Below are 15429 nucleotides of genomic sequence, written 5' to 3' on the forward strand. Positions count from 1 at the left end.
TTCGTGTCGAGAAGGGGATGCCCGATCAATCCCTTCCTGCATGCTGGTTCTCGACAAGGGTCAGCAGGGCGGAGTGCGTTTGCTCGTCGGCGGCCACGACGAGACCGCCCGCTCCGGTGTGAAGTGGCTGGCCGTCGATCCCGGTGACCACACAGCCGGAGGCTTGGCAGAGGGCGATACCGGCCGCGAAGTGGACGCTGTCGCGTAGGTGGCCATCGGTCACGTAGGCGGCGCGTCGGCCGGCAGCGACCCAAGCCACCGCCAGGGTGGTGGAGACGACGCGTGGGCGAAACTGCTCGATGAACCCTTTGTCGGTAAGTAACCGGGCGGCCCGGAAGACTCGCTCGTTGGGGAACGGTGGATCGAGATTGACGTCTACCAGCCTCGACTCGGCCGACGGGGCGAGTCGCTCGTCCACGCCGCCGCGACGCACGTTCGCACCAGCGCCGTCAGTCCAGAACACCTCATCGGCGAAGGGGTCCGCCGAGGCTGCCACGACGACCTGTGTGCCGGTTCGCAGAGCTACGTTGACCGAGACCAGCATGTTGTGTACGGCATAGTTCAGCGTCCCGCACAGCGGGTCGACCAGCCACGTACGTCCATTCCCGCCGGTTCCCGTGCGTCCGCTTTCCTCTCCCACCACGACGTCGTCCGGCCGGGCAGCGTGCAAGACGTCGAGGATGGCCTTCTCCGCTTCGATGTCGGCCGTCGTGGCGAAGTCCCCTGCAGACTTCTCGAAGCGTGTCAGGGTTATCCCGTAGTGAGAGCGCACGACCGCAGCCCCCGCTTCCGCCGCCTTGATGACCAGATCCCGATCGTTGATCGACATGCACGCACAATAGATCGGGCGGGTTCCGAGTGTGAGCTGCCGTCCGGCCCACAGCGGGCGAGCCTCGATCAGATATCCGGATCTGCCGCCGATCGTGCGTTAACAGTCCGTCGCTGGTCACCAGGTGCTCTGGTGGGGCCTCGATGCGGAGAAGGCCGCTGCCGGCCGTCATCCACTGGGTGACGCTCTCCGCTGCGGTGAGCGTCACCGTCAGTGACAGTCGCGGCTCCGGCGAGGTGATTGCTCTGGCGGTCGCACGTGCGCTGCCGGGCGTTCGCTAGCAGAGGTTGTCACGCCAGTAGCGGTAGGCCAGGCCTCGTGCCACCTCAATCGATCCTGCTGCGACGAGACAGGTAAGAAGATCATCCCCGGTCGGTGCGTCGACGTCGAAGGCAACGATCACTGGCGGTTCTTCACCGACGTGCCGACGCACCAGTGCGCGCTCGTCGAGGGTGGGCCCCGGAACCAGGAATCCCGGAACAGGGTCGGGCAGGCCAGGTAGCACCTCAACTACATCCTCGCCGCGTACATGGACTCCAGAACATGATGAGCGACTCTGCCGAGAAGAGTGCATGCGTGTCGTCGCGCTGCTCGCCCTGCCCCGTGCCGTAATTTGTCGCGCCCGGGGCCGACTACCTCTTGACGAGGCTAACGTTGTTAGCCTACGGTCCGGCTAACGATGTTAGCCAGATCCGAGGAGAGTTGATGATCACCAGCATTTCCACCGTGTCGACCACATCGGCGCGGTCGCCGCGACCTGGCCGCGATCGGATCGCAAGGATCATGCTGTGGCTTGCCGCCGTCGGCGCCGCCGGCGCCGCGCTCACCGCGGCCAGCACGGTTTGGGACGCCGATGGCGGGACCAAAGTCGTCGAGACCTGGCGAGCCTACGGCCTCGTCGTCTTCACGGGACTGTTCGTGCTGCTTGCGCTGGCACCGCGCAGCTACCGAGGTGTGTGGGAGCTGGTGATCTTCCACAAGATCGCGCTCACGGTGACCGCCTTGCTCTACGCCGCTCACGGCGGCATCGCCGACACCGCAACGATCGTCGGTTGGGATGGCACCGTCTCGGTGCTCCTCGTCGGCGCCTACGTGTTGAGTCGCGGTTGGACGTCGTCCCCGGACTGGCGCGGCACCACCCAGCGCGCCGGATGAGGACACTGGTAGCGATCCCGGCTTGTCCGAGGCGCTGGTGAACCGCCGCGGCGAGGTGGTCGACGCGGCCGAGCGGATCCTGGAACGTGAAGGCCCAGACGCGGTGACCATGCGGCGCCTCGCCGACGAACTGCGCATCCAGGCACCCTCGCTGTACAAACACATCGCCGGCAAGACCGAGATCGAAACTGCACTGCAACAGCGCGCGCTCGAACGGCTCGCTGCCGCGCTGGCCGGGGCCAGCGCCGACCTGGCCACGCTCGTCGCCGCCTACCGGCGGTGGGCGCTTGAGCACCCTCGCCTCTACGAGCTCAGTGCCCGCCATTCCCTGGATCGTCCACGTCTCGCGCCCGGCGTCGAGGCCGCGGCGGCCGCGCCCCTGCTGAAGGTCACCGCCGGCAACATCGCAGCCGCGCGTGCCATCTGGGGCCTCGCACACGGCCTTGTCGATCTCGAGCTGGCCAACCGATTCCCACCCAACGCCGACCTCGACGCGGCCTGGGCCCACGCGATCAGCGCGTTCGCCATCTACTGCACACCACAGCCCCAAGGAGACCCGTGACACACGCACCTTTCTGACCATGCCAAACGGAGGTCGGCCTCATGACGGACGAGCGGTACGTGCGCTGGCTCCAGGACGTACGCCGCTTTCAGCCCTCGACCGTCTCCCGCCGCCTGTCGGTGGTGGTCGGCTTCTACCGCGTCTGCGTCATCGACCACATCCTGCCGCACTCACCCGCCGACTACGTCCGTCGACCGGTCGTGCCACCCGAATCACCCACCCTCGGGCTGGACCACCTAAAGTTCGAAGCCCTGATCACCACCGCACGACAGTCGGCCAACCCGAACGACTTCGCGCTGATCGCCATGCTCGGACTCCTTTGGCTGCGGATCTTCGAAACCTGCGGCGCCAACATCGGCGACCTCGGAGAGGAACACGGCCACCGCGTCCTTCGCGTCCGCGGCAAGGGCGGCAAAGTCGTCCTCGTCCCGCTCCGGCCCGCGGTGGCCAGGGCCGTGGACCGTGCGGTGGACGGCCGCATCGACGGTCCGATTCTGCGCAATGCCATCGGGGCGCGGATGGACCGGCATGCGGCGACCCGCCGGCTCAAGCACCTGGCTGCCGCCGCCGGGATCCGGATGCCGAGGATGCACCCGCACATGCTGCGCCACACCTTCGTCACCACCATGCTCGACGCCGGCGTGAGCCTGCGCGACGTACAGATCGCCGCCCGCCACGCCGACCTTCGCACCACCATGCGCTACGACCGCGCCCGCAAGAACCTCGACCGGCACCCCAACTACATCCTCGCCGCCTACATGGCCTCCGGAACGTAGCGACCACAACGAGCGGATCTGCCGATGAGTGTGAGTCCTCTGCGCGGCTGTTGACTGTTCTTGCGCGGGCCGTTGAGGCCTGCGGCCCGTCACGGGATAAGCAGTCCCCAATAGGCCGCCCAGGGTAGGAACAGCAGGCCGGCTGCGACGAGTAGGCCGAGTCGGGCTCGGTGGGCATGCGTGAGATCACGGCGGTGACGTCGCCACGACAGCGCGGTCGCCACGGTGGCCACGACGGTGGCGACGGCGAGGACCTGCAGGACGAGCCAGGGCATCGGGCGGCCGATCAGAACGGGTCCGACGACATGCGCTGCGGTGGCCATCACGAAGAAGAGGTAGACCAGGAAACCCAGTGTGGTTGCCAGGCCGGTGGCGGCCAGCCAGCGCGCGGGACGCCGTACCGGTGGCGCGCCGCGGCGGCCACGAATCCGACGGACGGCGGCGGTCAGCGGGTAGCCGGCGAAGGCCACCAGAAACACCAGCAGGGCTGCGAGTTGGAGCCAGGGTGACTCGTACCAGGCCAGCGGCGTGAGGGTCGGGCTGGGAATGTGCTGAGGCGGCGCCGGGTCGGCGCTTGCGTTGGGCAGGGCGTGCGTCAGGCGGTCGATCCAGGACGCCTCGTAGTCGCCGTAGTTGGCCGGGATTCTGGCGAGTCGGTCGAACCCGCCGTTGGCGGTGAGGTACAGGTTATGCCGGACCGCAGGGACGAACCGGATCGTGTAATGGGTGTTGCCGCCACGCTCCAACGCCTGCCGGATGGTCTGACTGCTCTCCCTCGGGAGGGCTTCTCGGTCCAACTCACCCCATTGGGCGAGTACCGGCTGGCGTACCTGTTCCCAGGCCGGTGCCGGGTCGAAGAAGGCCTCGGGGAAGACACCCGCGCCGATCGTCATCCGCACGGCGGTCACCCGCATCGTGTGCGTGAAGGACCCGGAGACTCCGGCGTGCCGCAGTTGCTCGTCGTAACCCCACGCGGTCTGGGCGGCCGGAGTGATACCGACCGCACCGGCAGTGATCAGGAATTTCACGTCGGTCGAGCGGCTCGCGGCCAGTGGCGCGACAAACGCCCCCTCGGACAGCGCCCACATCCCGAGCCGGGCCGGATCGATGTCGGCGCGCGAGCGCAGCAGTCGCAGGCCGGCGAGCGCATCGTCGGCCAGCACCGAATAGTCGCGATGTAACAGGTTGTAGCCTTCGGTCCGCTTGTCGTAAATGAGCGTGACAATTCCGCGCTGGGCGAGTGCTTCGGCCGCGAGGCGCAGCTCCTGTCGGCCTCGATTGCCCGCTCCCTCGATCATGACCATCCCTGGTCGGCGCTGTGTCGTCGACACTGGTGCCAGGACGGTGCCGTGCAGGACCACGCCACCGTTGCCGGCGAAGGACACTTCGGTGGCGGTCGGTCCGTCAGGCGCGGCGTTCGCGGGAGCAGCCGGAAGGACGAGGACCGAGCAGACGAGTACGGTAAGAGCCGCCAGGATCCGCGGCAAGAGCCAGGCCCAGCCCGTTCTGGATACGGTGGTTCCCCCGGTTCGACCCGTCACGCTCGTACGAGCCGTTGTGTGCCGCATTGCAGCCATCCTCTTCAGATTGTTGGACGCGTCCGGCGGCGCGCCATTCGCGGCATTCAGACTCGCCTGCTCGCCCGACACGGACCAGGGCCGCCGCACCTGAGGTCGAAGGGGTGCAGGCACCTGAACGGATCGGGGTATCTGCCTCATCGACTCCGACCGGCACGGCAAATAGTGTTGATCTCTGTTCGGTAAGGGACGTCCGACCTGGCGCCCGCGAATACGACTGAAAGAATTATCAAAATGCGGCAGAAACTTATACGCGGGGCCAACGAACTCGGACAGTTGCTCGCCGGTACGGCCATCGGGCTGGCCGCGCCGTTCCTCCTGTTCCTGACGCTGGCCTCGGTGCCGTCGAGCCTTGCGGCGGGCCTGGGCATCCTGCTCTTCGTCGGCGTGGTGTGGCTGACCCGTCGACTGGCCGATCTGCAACGCCACCGGGCCGCCGCTGCGCTGGGTGAATCGGTGCCGTCCCCCTACGCACCGTTACCCAAGGGCGTACTTGCCCGGACCCGGACGTTGATCGGCGAGCCGGCCACCTGGCGCGATCTCGCCTGGATACTGTGCCAGTTCCCGGTGGCTCTGCTGAGTGTGACGCTGGCGATCGGACTATGGCTGGGGGCCGTGCAGTGCCTGTTCGCGCCGTTGCTGCGGGCGCTGCTGCCGACCCGTGCGAACTTCGATCCCGTAGTGCTGGAGATCACCGGCAGGTCCGGGCCGTTGACCTGGCTGATGGTGCCGGTCGGCGTCGGGTTGGTGGTGCTCGCCTACCGCCTGCCCCGGCACCTCCTCACCGGTCAGGCCCGGCTGGCGAGCGCGCTGCTGGGACCCACGTCCACCGCTCGGCTCTCCGCCCGGGTGGACCGGTTGACCGCCACCAGGGCCGCTGCCGTTGACGCCTCCGCCGTAGAACTACGCCGCGTCGAGCGAGATCTGCATGACGGCGCACAGGTACGCCTCGTCGCGGCAACCATGAACCTCGGCATGGCCGAGGACGTCATCGACGCCGACCCGGCCGGCGCCAAGACCCTGATGGCCGAGGCGAAGGCCAGCGTCGGCGCCGCCCTCACGGAACTCCGCGACCTGGTACGCGGCATCCATCCGCCGGTGCTGGCCGATCGGGGCCTGACCGGGGCGGTCCAGGCCCTGGCACTGAAGCTGACCAGCGGCATCACGATCGAGCTGGATCTGCGACTCGACCGACGGCTGGCCGCGCCGGTGGAGTCTGCGGCGTACTTCGTCATCGCCGAGTCGCTCGGCAACGCCCTGCGGCACAGCGGCGCCCAGCACATCCAGGTCACCGTCACCGACCAGGGGAACCTGCTGCACATCACCGTCGGCGACAACGGTCACGGCGGCGCCGACCCGTCACGCGGCACCGGACTGCGTGGCATCCAACGGAGGTTGTCCGCCTTCGACGGAACCCTCCACATCACCAGCCCCCTGGGCGGGCCTACCCTGCTGGACATGGAACTGCCATGCGCGTCCTGATCGCCGAAGACCAACTACTGCTGCGCGACGGGCTGACCCGGATGTTGACCGCGTACGGTTTCGACGTGGTGGCCGCCATCGACGACGGTTCACAACTGATCGAGGCGCTCGTCTCGCTCCGGCCAGACGTCGCCGTGGTCGACGTGCGCCTACCGCCCACCTTCACCGACGAAGGGCTACGCGCCGCCACCGCCGCCCGCGCCGAGATACCCGGCCTGCCCGTCCTGATCCTCTCCCAGTACGTCGAACGCCTCTACGCCCGTGAACTGCTCTCCGACCGCGCCGGTGCGGTCGGATACCTCCTCAAGGACCGGGTCGGCGACGTACGGCAGTTCATCGACGCGATCCGTCAGGTCGCCGCCGGCGGGACGGTCATGGACCCAGAGGTCGTCGCCCAACTGCTACACCAGCGCGACACCCTGGCCGCGCTCACCGCACGAGAGCGGGACGTGCTCCGCCTGATGGCCGAGGGGCGCACCAACGCCGCGATCGCCGAACACATGGTCATCACCGAAAAGTCGGTCAGCAACCACATCAACACGCTCTTCGCCAAACTCGGCTTACCACCATCAGGCAGCGGCCACCGCCGCGTACTCGCCGTTTTGACCTACCTCGACCAGTAAACCGGCCCGACGGCAGCATCTGGGAACCCCGCCCGTTTCACATAGACCATGACTCCTGTTCTAAGGAGCCAGCCTGGCGTGTGAGCCGAGGAAGCTACGCCCCCTGACTGGCAAGTCACCCCTCAGCCATTGCCTCGAAACGCACGCTCATGCCGCCGACCGCGCGTCACGCAGCGTCACCGTTGGTCAATCAAGGCAGCACTCGGTCTTGCCGAGAAGAGTGCGGACATTCGGTGATCGTCGGGGCATACGGTTCCGATGTGACGGCCTACGACATCGCCGCGCAGTTGCCTACCATCGACGTGTTGCGGCAGCGGTGCAAGGCATTGGCGATGCACGACACAATCATCGGGGGCGACTACTACACGTACGACCGTGCAGGGGGCGCCGACGAGGCAGCGTCGATGCGCAACGGCAGCCGCGAGGAGTACGACATCGTTTTCGACGGCGTTCCGGCCGGTTTCACGCCCGGCGGGCGATTTTCAAGAAACGAAGGTGTGTTGAAGCAGGCGGCTCGACCAGGGCTGCGCAGGTCTAGCGCGACTTTTCCGGGGTTGAGGAGGGATGGTACAGGAATTAGCGGTAAGGACGAACATGAAGGCGACGACGATCTCGAACCACTGGATTGACCGGTTGCTGGCCCGGACCGAGGAGAGAGAGTCATCGTGTGCCACAGAATTGCTTATTCTCTGCCACAGAGCCGGTGATCAACCCTCCGCGACCTGCGCCACGCCGTGGCGTCGCGGCGTGCGACTCGGCAACATTCTGTGTCACATCTCCACGTCCGCTGCCCACCCGCAAGATCACCCTTACCGCTAATTCCTGTACCGGTCTTCCTCAACCCCGGATCCCGGGCTCCAGGCGTCGCCGGGTTGACTACCGTAAGCACGGGCGTACCTTCCCGAGCCGCGTTGGCACGCGGCCTTGCCTGATACCTGCAGCGGTTATCCCTGGAAGGTACGCCCCTCTCAAAGTCATCTACGGGTTTCAAGCATTGCTCCGTCTGCGGGCTTCTCCGATTGTGAAGGGCTGAACAGCATGACCAAGCGTTCCGGTATCGACGCCGTGCATAACTTCTGGGCGCGTGTTTGGCAGGCGCCGCAGGACTACGACGCCATCGACGGCCTCGTGGTGGAGGACTTCGTCCTCATCTCCGGTGGCAAGCGCATCGAGTCGCGCGCCCGCTTCAAGGAGTGGGTGCGGAGCTTCAGCGCGGTCATCGACAACCTCGATTTCAAGATCATCGAGTCGTTCGAGAACCACGACGGTTCGCGCGTGGCATCTATCTTCTGCTTAACCGGCAACAACAACGGCGTGTTCGGAACCGCCCCTGACGGCGCGCCGCTCGAGATATGCGGTACTGCCGTCTGGGCGGTACGCGAGGACGGCATGCTGCTTTGGAACCGTGTCGAGCGCAACGCGTTCGAGGTTTACCAGCAGCTCACCGGCCGCACGCGGTAAGCGCAGCCCGTTCCTTCCCCCAGTCCGGGGCTGTCCCTATGGGTTTTGTCAACCAGCGGCGGGGCGGGCGTGGTAGGTCGTCTTGTCGCGGAGCATGGCGTGCAGGACGTCGACGCGGCGTCGGGCGAGGCAGATGAGGGCGGCGTTGTGTTTCCGCCCATGCCTCCATGCCGAACATCCTCCCTCGGCGGTCGCCTGGTCTAGCCGTAACGCGATGTCGTCCGTAATGCCGCGACGTTACTCTCATGCCGCAGAGCGGGCGGGTTACGGGACATCGCGTACAGGTCCGACCTGCTGGACCTGATCGTGGTCACGGCATCAGATGGACGCGGATCCGTCTGGCCGTAACCGCCGCATCCTCCAGGATGGCCAGACGGGGCTCGGCGGATTCGAGCAGGTGTGGATGACGCAGTAGCGCCAGTGGCGACAGACGCCGGTCTGTCAGCACCGCGTCGATCATCGACCGGTCGCCGCCACAGACCAGGGCACTGACTGCATCGTGAGGGTCGGCGATAACACCGGGCGCGTGGGGCAGCATGATCCGCGCGGCGATGCCCGCAGCCCGCTGAGTAGCAGCCTGGGCCTGGTTGGCGCGGCGACGTGCGTAGCGCTGCTGCGAGGAACCGCCGGCCGCGGTGCGACCCTGCACGTAGAAGCGCTCGACCTTCGAGACGGTGATGGTCGTACCGTCCGCGACGCCGGCGGCAACCGCGCCCTTTCGGGCCAGCAGCACGGCGATCCGGGGCGGTCGGATGATGCGGGCCAGCAGCGTGTCGACATCCTGCGCGTCGGCAAGCCCCGGCGGCGGATACAGCGTGGCGGTATCACCGTTGCTCACGCCGGTCAACACGAGGCCCTGCTCGGTGGCGCCGTCGTGGCGGCTGTAGAAGCCGTCGAGCCAACCACGAATCCGCTCCGGTGAGATTTCCACCCACCGCCCGCCACCCGCGGCGGGTCGCGCCTTCACCACGTGAACACCACCTATCGGGAACGGCCGGCCTGCACCCACCATGCTCACATGAAGCGGGTCGCGCCATCGAACACAGCCCAGCTGATGCCCGGTTCTGCCGAGATGAGTGCGTGGCTGCTGTGGAACCTCGACGCCGATCAGCAACTGCGGTAACGCCTGCCGCGGCTTGCCGCTCTGTATCTGGAATAGGTGCCCTAGCTGCCGCGGTCAGCCGCATCGGTCGTGGCGGTCGTGGCGGTCATCCGAGCCACCGGTCGAACCATGCGCGGGTGCGGCGGAGTACGTCGAGTTGGTGGTTGCGTTCGCGGATCGAGTGGTTCTCTCGGGGATATACGACGTACTGGTGCTCGACTCCGAACCTGCGTAGCGCGCGGTGGAAGAACGCCGCCTGTGATACCGGGACGTTGGTGTCGTTCTCGCCGTGCAGGATCAGCACCGGCGTGCGGATCTTGGAGGCGTACGAGATTGGGCTGAGCCGGTCGTGGCGGTGTGGACCTGTTCCTTCCCAGCCGCTGCTGCCGCCGAGGGCGGACTCGAACGGCTCCTGTTCTCCGGTTGCGGCGAGCATTCCCCAGTCGCTGATGCCGGCTCCCATCACGGCGGCCTTGAACCGGTTGGTCTGGCCGACCGCCCAGGCGGCCATGAAGCCGCCGTGGCTCCAGCCGCCTATGCCCAGCCGGTCGGGGTTGGCGACGCCGTCGGCGATGAGCAGGTCGATGCCGGCGCAGATGTCGGTCCACTCGTCGAGGCCGACCGCGCCGGCGACGCGCACCGCGAAGTCGTGGCCGTGCCCTTTGCCGCCGCGCGGGTTCGGCAGGAACACGGCGTAGCCGGCGGTCGCCAGCCACTGGCCGGACGGGTCCCAGCCGAGCATGAGCCGGTCGGCGTGCCGGTGGTACGGGCCGCCGTGGACCAGTGTCACCAGTGGAAAGGGCCCGTCCTTGTGGGACCGGCCGGCGGGCAGGATCAGCAGGCCGTCGAGGGCCAGCCCGTCGGATGCCTCGTATGACAGGCGTTCCTGGACACCCCACCGGATGTCGCGGAGTTCGGGCCTGAGGTCGGTCAGCCTCGTCAGCGGCCCGCAAGTGGGGCCGGCGTGGACGTTTCCGGGCTCGTAGGACGTGCTGACGACCGCCGCGACGGCGTCACCGTGCCGGTTTGTGGTCAACGACGTCGCGAGGCCGTCGACCCGGGACAGCTCGACGAGGGTGGGCCCGACCGGATCGAGCCGGTGGATCGCGGTATCGAGCCCGTCGGCGACCAGCGCCAGCGGCGGACCGGTGTCGACCTGGACCAGGTTGCTCGGGCAGCCGGTCGTGCCGGCGGTCAGGTTACGGTGCGCGCCCACCGGCCCGCTCACCGGTACGACGACATCGAGAACCGCGTGTCCGCCCACCAGAGCGGGCGGGGTCTTCGCGACATATGCCAGGTGCCAGCCGTCGTCGGCGGACCACCAGACGAGCGACGACGCGTCCGCCGCGGCCGGGCCGAGGTCCCGCGTCACGCCGCTGTCCGGGTCGAGGAGGTGGAGACCGGGCTTGACCAGGCCCGGGTCCACGTCGGGGGTCGACCAGGTGAGGACCGCCAGCATTCCATCGTCGGGCCGCTGGGCCACCTCGACGACATGGCGATCGCCGAACGCATCCGGTGTCCGGATCTCGCGGCTCCGTACGTCGAGCAGCCGCAGCCGGTCCGGGCGTACGCGTTCACCCCACACCCGAGCGTCGTCACGCTCCCTGCCCCGACGTTGGTCCTCAGCGGACGGTTCATCGGCTGCGATCACGATGACCAGGTCGGCATCGGCCAGCGGGAGGTGCCCGGACACCCCACCGGCCCAGGACGTGACCGCCTCCACGACACCGTCGACCAGCCCGACCCGGTGTACTTGCGCCGTGCCACGCTCGGCCCGGTCGGAGAGAAAGTAGACCAGCAGCGAATCCGCGGCCCACCGCGGCGCCGAATCGTGCGCCTCACCCGAAGTTAATCGTCGCGGCGACCCGGTCCCGTCGGTGGCGGCGACCCAGAGTTCGCTAACGGGGTGATCACCAGCCCGTCCGACCGGGGCGACCACGTAGGCGACCCACTTGCCGTCCGGCGACAGCGCCAATGCGCGCGGAACACGACCGTCAACCACCAACTCGGCGGTGAGCTGTGTACGGGCCACCGATGCACAGTAACGATCAACCACCACGGCGACCAACCGCTGCCGCAACGCCTCCGCAGCATGGCTGCGGCGCCCTCCCAGGGGCTGTCCCGATCTCGACAACAACGCCAGGAGGAGACGATCTGGCTGCTTGATCGGGTTCGCACATCTGCCGCCGACCGCGCCCGCCGGTCGTTGAAGGGCCCGTCACTGGCTGTAGCCGAAGGTAGCCGGCTTGGGCGTCCCATCATGCCGATGACCGGATGCAGGGGATTCAACCGGACGGAAGTGCCGAGCAGCGATGGATCTACGGGCCGCTCGGCGATGCGGTTGTCCGTGCCTCGTCGCGACGAGGCAGCCGGTCAGGCTCAGGCAGGGAACGAAGCAATGCCGGCAGGGCGCCAAACACGAGGGGAAGGCCGCCCAGCTCGCTGATCCCGACCCATTCGATGTCGTCATGCTCCTCAGGTGCACGGTTGGTGGGAGAGCCGACCCAGTCTCTGATTTGCCAGACGCCCACGTGGACGGCGTCCTCGCCACTGCCGGCATGCAGGTCGCCCAACCGTGACGAGGACTCCGCCACAATGTGAACCCCTAGCTCCTCGTGCATCTCACGCGCGAGGGCTTGTAGTTCCGACTCACCCGCTTCGACGTGCCCCCCGGGCAGGTCCCAGAGATCCGGGTATGCCCGGCGGGTCGGGCTGCGGTGTACCAGCAGGACCGCGCCGTTCTCCACGAGTGCGCCGCAGACGACGACATGCATGACGGGATTAGAGCACAGGGATAGGACAAGCTCGCTCCAGCCAGAGGGCACGCGCAGACATCCGGCTCTGCCGCGGTTCGGGAGCGCTGTCTGGCCGAAGCGCTTGGCTCCTGCTACACACGGTGCATGGGGATGGGCATCTATGACCAGTACGAGCGGGACGCTGACCAGCACCTGGCCGCCTACGGTGTGCGGGTCGGCGCTGACCAGGTCTCGATCGTGCGGGATGTCCTCGTGCGCGAAGCCCGGCGCGAGGCGGAGACCTACTCTGGAACGGGCACCGTACCCGGCAACACGCAGTTGATGCGGATGTGCGCCGTCCAGCTGTGGCACGTCGGCGCCGTCGAGGACGCGCTGTTGGTTCACCGCGCTCGCGGCACCAGTATGGACGCGGCCGGCACCATCGACGCGGAACTGATGCTGGGGGCGGGCGTCGCCAGGACCAAGGAGTATCTCACCACCGTATGCACCGAGGAAGCCCGAGAGATCCTCGATGTGATCACGTGGGTGGAGGAGGCGTACGACCACGGACAATACGCAGCTTTCCTCGACAGGTACTACCGAGCTGGGTCCCACTGAGAACATTCTGGCCAGGGCTTCATGCCGGCCTGAGAATCTTCGGCTGCTCCTACGGTGCTGCCTCTCGATGCCATGTCTCGGCGAGGAGGGCGTAGGTGTAGCCGTCCACCCAGCCCAGTTCGGCGTGCCAGGAATCGCCGACGCCGTGCTGCTCACGACGCATGCCGACCTTTTCGAGGATTCGCACCGAGGCGAGGTTGTCCGCGAAGCAGCCAGCGGTGATTCTCCGAATGCCCAGCCGGTCGAATGCGTGCGCCACCACCGCGGTGACCGCCTCGGTCGCGTAGCCATTTCCGCCGTAGGCTGGATCGAAGATGTAGCCGAGCTGGGCCTCGGTCCGTGGTGGCATGCCGGGTTGACCCATGCCGTCGACGACGTCGAGCGAGACGGTTCCGATCACCACGCCGTTGAGCGTGGCCGCCATGCTGTGGTCGTCGGGGTCTGCGGCCGCGCGTCGCCATGCCGCGCGGAAGGATGCAGGGTCGACCTGCGTGCGGAGTAGCCAGCGCGTGGCCTGCGGCAGGTTGCGGTACTCCAGGATCCGGTCGACGTCCTCGTCCCGCACCGGGCGAAGCTCGAGGCGTTCGGTGCGTACGGTGGTGTTCTCCATGAGGCGGGACGCTAGTGGACGCATCCCGGCGAGACGCCCGAATATCGGTCCGCCCGCCCCGACATGGCGCACTATCTGGTGGCCCCCGCCCCGTGTCCTCGGCAGCACAGGACGCACGCTCATGCCGCGATCCGCGCCCTACGCAGCGTCACGCCGAGCTGGCCCGGTTGCCGTCCGGACATGCCGAGAAGAGTGCACCGCGTCAGCAGTCGATCATGATCTGGGACCGGTGGTAGCGCCAGGAAGCCGAGAGTCATCGGCACGAGCGGAGACCAGCTCACCGAGGCTTCGGGGCGACTACCTCAAACGCAGCTAACTCCGCCACTTCCCGGTCGACAGCTGCCTCCTCATCGCCACCAGCCCGGCCCGACCCGAGCGCGAGAGGGCTGAGCCAGCAGACATGCCACCTCGTCAGGACTGGACCTTGGCGGTGTGGCCGATGGTGACGACGATGACCGAGTGTTCCTCGTGGGAAGCATGCGCGGTGTGGGTCTCGACGGTGACCAGCATCTCGCGGGACGGGCCCGCGCCAAGCCGCTGGCGTCGTACCGCCGGACGGTCCCTGCCGCCGCTGCCCGTCGCCGCTGTCGGGACCGCGCGTGACCCGGCCGCCCCGCGTCGGCCTGGCCGCGGTCGTGTTCGACCTCGACGGCACCCTGGTCGACACGATGACGATCGCCCCCACCGTGTACGTCGACACGATCCGCGCCCTCGGCGGGCCGGAGGTCTCGCCAGCGACTGTGGTCGCTACCTGGCACATCGGGGCCACACCGTTCGTGCTTGCCCACCTCCTGGGCCGCCCCGTCTCGGCCGAAGACGTCGAGTGCTACCACCGGCACTTTGCGGCGACAGTCGCGGACGTTCGACCGTTCCCCGGCGTACCCGAACTGGCCGACGATCTCGATCGGGCCGGCTGTCAGCTCGGCATCTTCACCGCCGCCACCCGCCGGACCACGGCCCTCGTACTGGCCTCCACCGGGCTCGACCGACTGTTCCCGGTCGTCGTCTGTGGTGACGACATCGCCGAACCGAAGCCCGCACCGGAAGGCCTATTGCTGGCCTGTCAGCGCCTGGGTGTCGACGTCGCCGAAGCCGCGTACGTCGGCGACGCGGAGGTGGACCTCAAGTGTGCCGAGGCGGCCAGGTTGCTGGCCATACACGCCCGCTGGGGCATCACGTCCCCCGCACCGGCCGAGGTCATGGTGGCCCACCGGCCTGCCGACGTCCTCGAACTGCTCGCAGGACCGGCACCCGGGTCGCCGGATCACGCCACCGCCGCAGGACAGACGCACCGCACGACACCCCGAAAGGACAACCCTTGATCAGCGTCACCCCGCTTCAATCCGACGACCGCCCCACCTGGGAAGAGCTGTTCTCCGGCTACAACGCCTTCTACGGGCGCACCTGGCCGGCGGAGAACTACGACCATGCCTGGCGGGAGTTCCAGCGAGACAAGCGGATCCATGCGCTCGGCGCCCGGCTCGACGGCCGGCTTGCCGGCATCGCCCACTTCCTCGTCCACTCCAGCACAACCTCGCCCGACGTCTGCTACCTCCAGGACCTGTTTACCGCCCCGAACGCCCGAGGCAAGGGCGTCGCCCGAGCCCTGATCCGGGCCGTCGAGGAATGGGCCCGCGAGCAGGGCTGTACCCGGCTCTACTGGCACACCCAGCAGCACAACCACACCGCCCGCCGGCTATACGACCAGGTTGCGGATTTCCGCGACTTCATCGTGTACGCGATGCCGCTGTAGCCAACGCCGGACTGCGGTCGGCGTCGCTCGCGCCCAGCGAAATCGACGGTAGGGCGTGTCAGGTAGGGACGACCCCGCAAGAGCAGCACCCTCTTTGCCGCTGACCGCGCCCCGCCAGCGTCCGCTCCTGCCGATGAGGCTGATCC

At 67.7% G+C, this 15429-nt stretch carries 16 protein-coding genes; 10 read left to right on the plus strand and 6 right to left on the minus strand.

The window, feature by feature from the left end:
- Positions 1–25: 25 nt before the first annotated feature.
- Positions 26–829: an inositol monophosphatase family protein gene (locus OG470_RS20985; protein WP_328414717.1), complete on the minus strand. Its 804-nt coding sequence runs from the start codon at positions 827–829 to the stop codon at positions 26–28.
- A gap of 702 nt (positions 830–1531) precedes the next feature.
- Between OG470_RS20985 and OG470_RS20990 the strand changes: the two genes are divergently transcribed.
- From OG470_RS20990 to OG470_RS21000, 3 genes are read left to right on the plus strand one after another with little or no spacing between them, the layout of a single operon-like run.
- A complete protein-coding gene (locus tag OG470_RS20990) occupies positions 1532–1984 on the plus strand; it encodes a hypothetical protein (RefSeq protein WP_328414719.1) in 453 nt (150 codons plus the stop codon).
- A gap of 22 nt (positions 1985–2006) precedes the next feature.
- Positions 2007–2546 (plus strand): TetR/AcrR family transcriptional regulator, encoded by a 540-nt coding sequence (locus OG470_RS20995; RefSeq protein WP_328414721.1) that lies wholly within the window; start codon positions 2007–2009, stop codon positions 2544–2546.
- Positions 2547–2587: 41 nt separating this feature from the next.
- A complete protein-coding gene (locus OG470_RS21000) occupies positions 2588–3322 on the plus strand; it encodes a tyrosine-type recombinase/integrase (protein WP_328414722.1) in 735 nt (244 codons plus the stop codon).
- 89 nt (positions 3323–3411) lie between these two features.
- On the opposite strand, the gene OG470_RS21005 is transcribed toward OG470_RS21000, so the two are convergent.
- On the minus strand, positions 3412–4620 hold the full coding sequence (locus tag OG470_RS21005) for an alpha/beta hydrolase family protein (protein ID WP_328414724.1): 1209 nt from the start codon (positions 4618–4620) through the stop codon (positions 3412–3414).
- Between the two features lie 513 nt (positions 4621–5133).
- Here OG470_RS21005 and OG470_RS21010 point away from each other — a divergent pair.
- From OG470_RS21010 to OG470_RS21025, 4 genes are all read left to right on the plus strand, one after another.
- A complete protein-coding gene (locus tag OG470_RS21010; protein ID WP_328414725.1) occupies positions 5134–6381 on the plus strand; it encodes a sensor histidine kinase in 1248 nt (415 codons plus the stop codon).
- On the plus strand, positions 6369–7004 hold the full coding sequence (locus OG470_RS21015) for a response regulator transcription factor (protein ID WP_328414727.1): 636 nt from the start codon (positions 6369–6371) through the stop codon (positions 7002–7004). The genes OG470_RS21010 and OG470_RS21015 overlap by 13 nt, the downstream gene beginning before the upstream one ends.
- Before the next feature lie 260 nt (positions 7005–7264).
- A complete protein-coding gene (locus OG470_RS21020; protein WP_328414728.1) occupies positions 7265–7633 on the plus strand; it encodes a hypothetical protein in 369 nt (122 codons plus the stop codon).
- A 409-nt stretch (positions 7634–8042) separates the two neighbouring features.
- Positions 8043–8465 carry a nuclear transport factor 2 family protein gene (locus tag OG470_RS21025; protein WP_328414730.1) on the plus strand — a complete coding sequence of 141 codons (423 nt, stop codon included), beginning with the start codon at positions 8043–8045 and terminating at the stop codon, positions 8463–8465.
- Positions 8466–8775: 310 nt separating this feature from the next.
- On the opposite strand, the gene OG470_RS21030 is transcribed toward OG470_RS21025, so the two are convergent.
- From OG470_RS21030 to OG470_RS21040, 3 genes are all read right to left on the minus strand, one after another.
- Complete coding sequence (locus tag OG470_RS21030) at positions 8776–9435, minus strand: acVLRF1 family peptidyl-tRNA hydrolase (RefSeq protein WP_328414732.1); 660 nt, start codon at positions 9433–9435, stop codon at positions 8776–8778.
- Positions 9436–9673: 238 nt separating this feature from the next.
- Positions 9674–11599, minus strand: a complete 1926-nt coding sequence (locus tag OG470_RS21035; RefSeq protein WP_328414734.1) for a S9 family peptidase — start codon at positions 11597–11599, stop codon at positions 9674–9676.
- Positions 11600–11885: 286 nt separating this feature from the next.
- A complete protein-coding gene (locus OG470_RS21040; protein WP_328414736.1) occupies positions 11886–12341 on the minus strand; it encodes an NUDIX domain-containing protein in 456 nt (151 codons plus the stop codon).
- A 132-nt stretch (positions 12342–12473) separates the two neighbouring features.
- Between OG470_RS21040 and OG470_RS21045 the strand changes: the two genes are divergently transcribed.
- A complete protein-coding gene (locus OG470_RS21045) occupies positions 12474–12920 on the plus strand; it encodes a hypothetical protein (protein ID WP_328414739.1) in 447 nt (148 codons plus the stop codon).
- A gap of 49 nt (positions 12921–12969) precedes the next feature.
- On the opposite strand, the gene OG470_RS21050 is transcribed toward OG470_RS21045, so the two are convergent.
- Entirely contained in the window at positions 12970–13530 is a 561-nt protein-coding gene (locus OG470_RS21050; protein WP_328414741.1) for a GNAT family N-acetyltransferase, read from the minus strand.
- Positions 13531–14129: 599 nt separating this feature from the next.
- Here OG470_RS21050 and OG470_RS21055 point away from each other — a divergent pair.
- A complete protein-coding gene (locus tag OG470_RS21055) occupies positions 14130–14852 on the plus strand; it encodes an HAD family hydrolase (RefSeq protein WP_328414743.1) in 723 nt (240 codons plus the stop codon).
- Positions 14849–15283 carry a GNAT family N-acetyltransferase gene (locus OG470_RS21060; protein WP_328414745.1) on the plus strand — a complete coding sequence of 145 codons (435 nt, stop codon included), beginning with the start codon at positions 14849–14851 and terminating at the stop codon, positions 15281–15283. The genes OG470_RS21055 and OG470_RS21060 overlap by 4 nt, the downstream gene beginning before the upstream one ends.
- The last annotated feature ends 146 nt before the right edge of the window (positions 15284–15429 follow it).

Origin of the sequence: Micromonospora sp. NBC_00389 (assembly GCF_036059255.1) — a bacterium.
Classification (GTDB): domain Bacteria; phylum Actinomycetota; class Actinomycetes; order Mycobacteriales; family Micromonosporaceae; genus Micromonospora.

What these genes read in the sequence shown, in the direction of transcription:
- OG470_RS20985 (WP_328414717.1), bottom strand. Translation starts at nt 829, where the DNA reads ATGTCGATCAACGATCGGGATCTGGTCATCAAGGCGGCGGAAGCGGGG.
- OG470_RS21000 (WP_328414722.1), top strand. Translation starts at nt 2,588, where the DNA reads ATGACGGACGAGCGGTACGTGCGCTGGCTCCAGGACGTACGCCGCTTT.
- OG470_RS21005 (WP_328414724.1), bottom strand. Translation starts at nt 4,620, where the DNA reads ATGATCGAGGGAGCGGGCAATCGAGGCCGACAGGAGCTGCGCCTCGCG.
- OG470_RS21010 (WP_328414725.1), top strand. Translation starts at nt 5,134, where the DNA reads ATGCGGCAGAAACTTATACGCGGGGCCAACGAACTCGGACAGTTGCTC.
- OG470_RS21015 (WP_328414727.1), top strand. Translation starts at nt 6,369, where the DNA reads ATGCGCGTCCTGATCGCCGAAGACCAACTACTGCTGCGCGACGGGCTG.
- OG470_RS21025 (WP_328414730.1), top strand. Translation starts at nt 8,043, where the DNA reads ATGACCAAGCGTTCCGGTATCGACGCCGTGCATAACTTCTGGGCGCGT.
- OG470_RS21040 (WP_328414736.1), bottom strand. Translation starts at nt 12,341, where the DNA reads ATGCATGTCGTCGTCTGCGGCGCACTCGTGGAGAACGGCGCGGTCCTG.
- OG470_RS21045 (WP_328414739.1), top strand. Translation starts at nt 12,474, where the DNA reads ATGGGCATCTATGACCAGTACGAGCGGGACGCTGACCAGCACCTGGCC.
- OG470_RS21050 (WP_328414741.1), bottom strand. Translation starts at nt 13,530, where the DNA reads ATGGAGAACACCACCGTACGCACCGAACGCCTCGAGCTTCGCCCGGTG.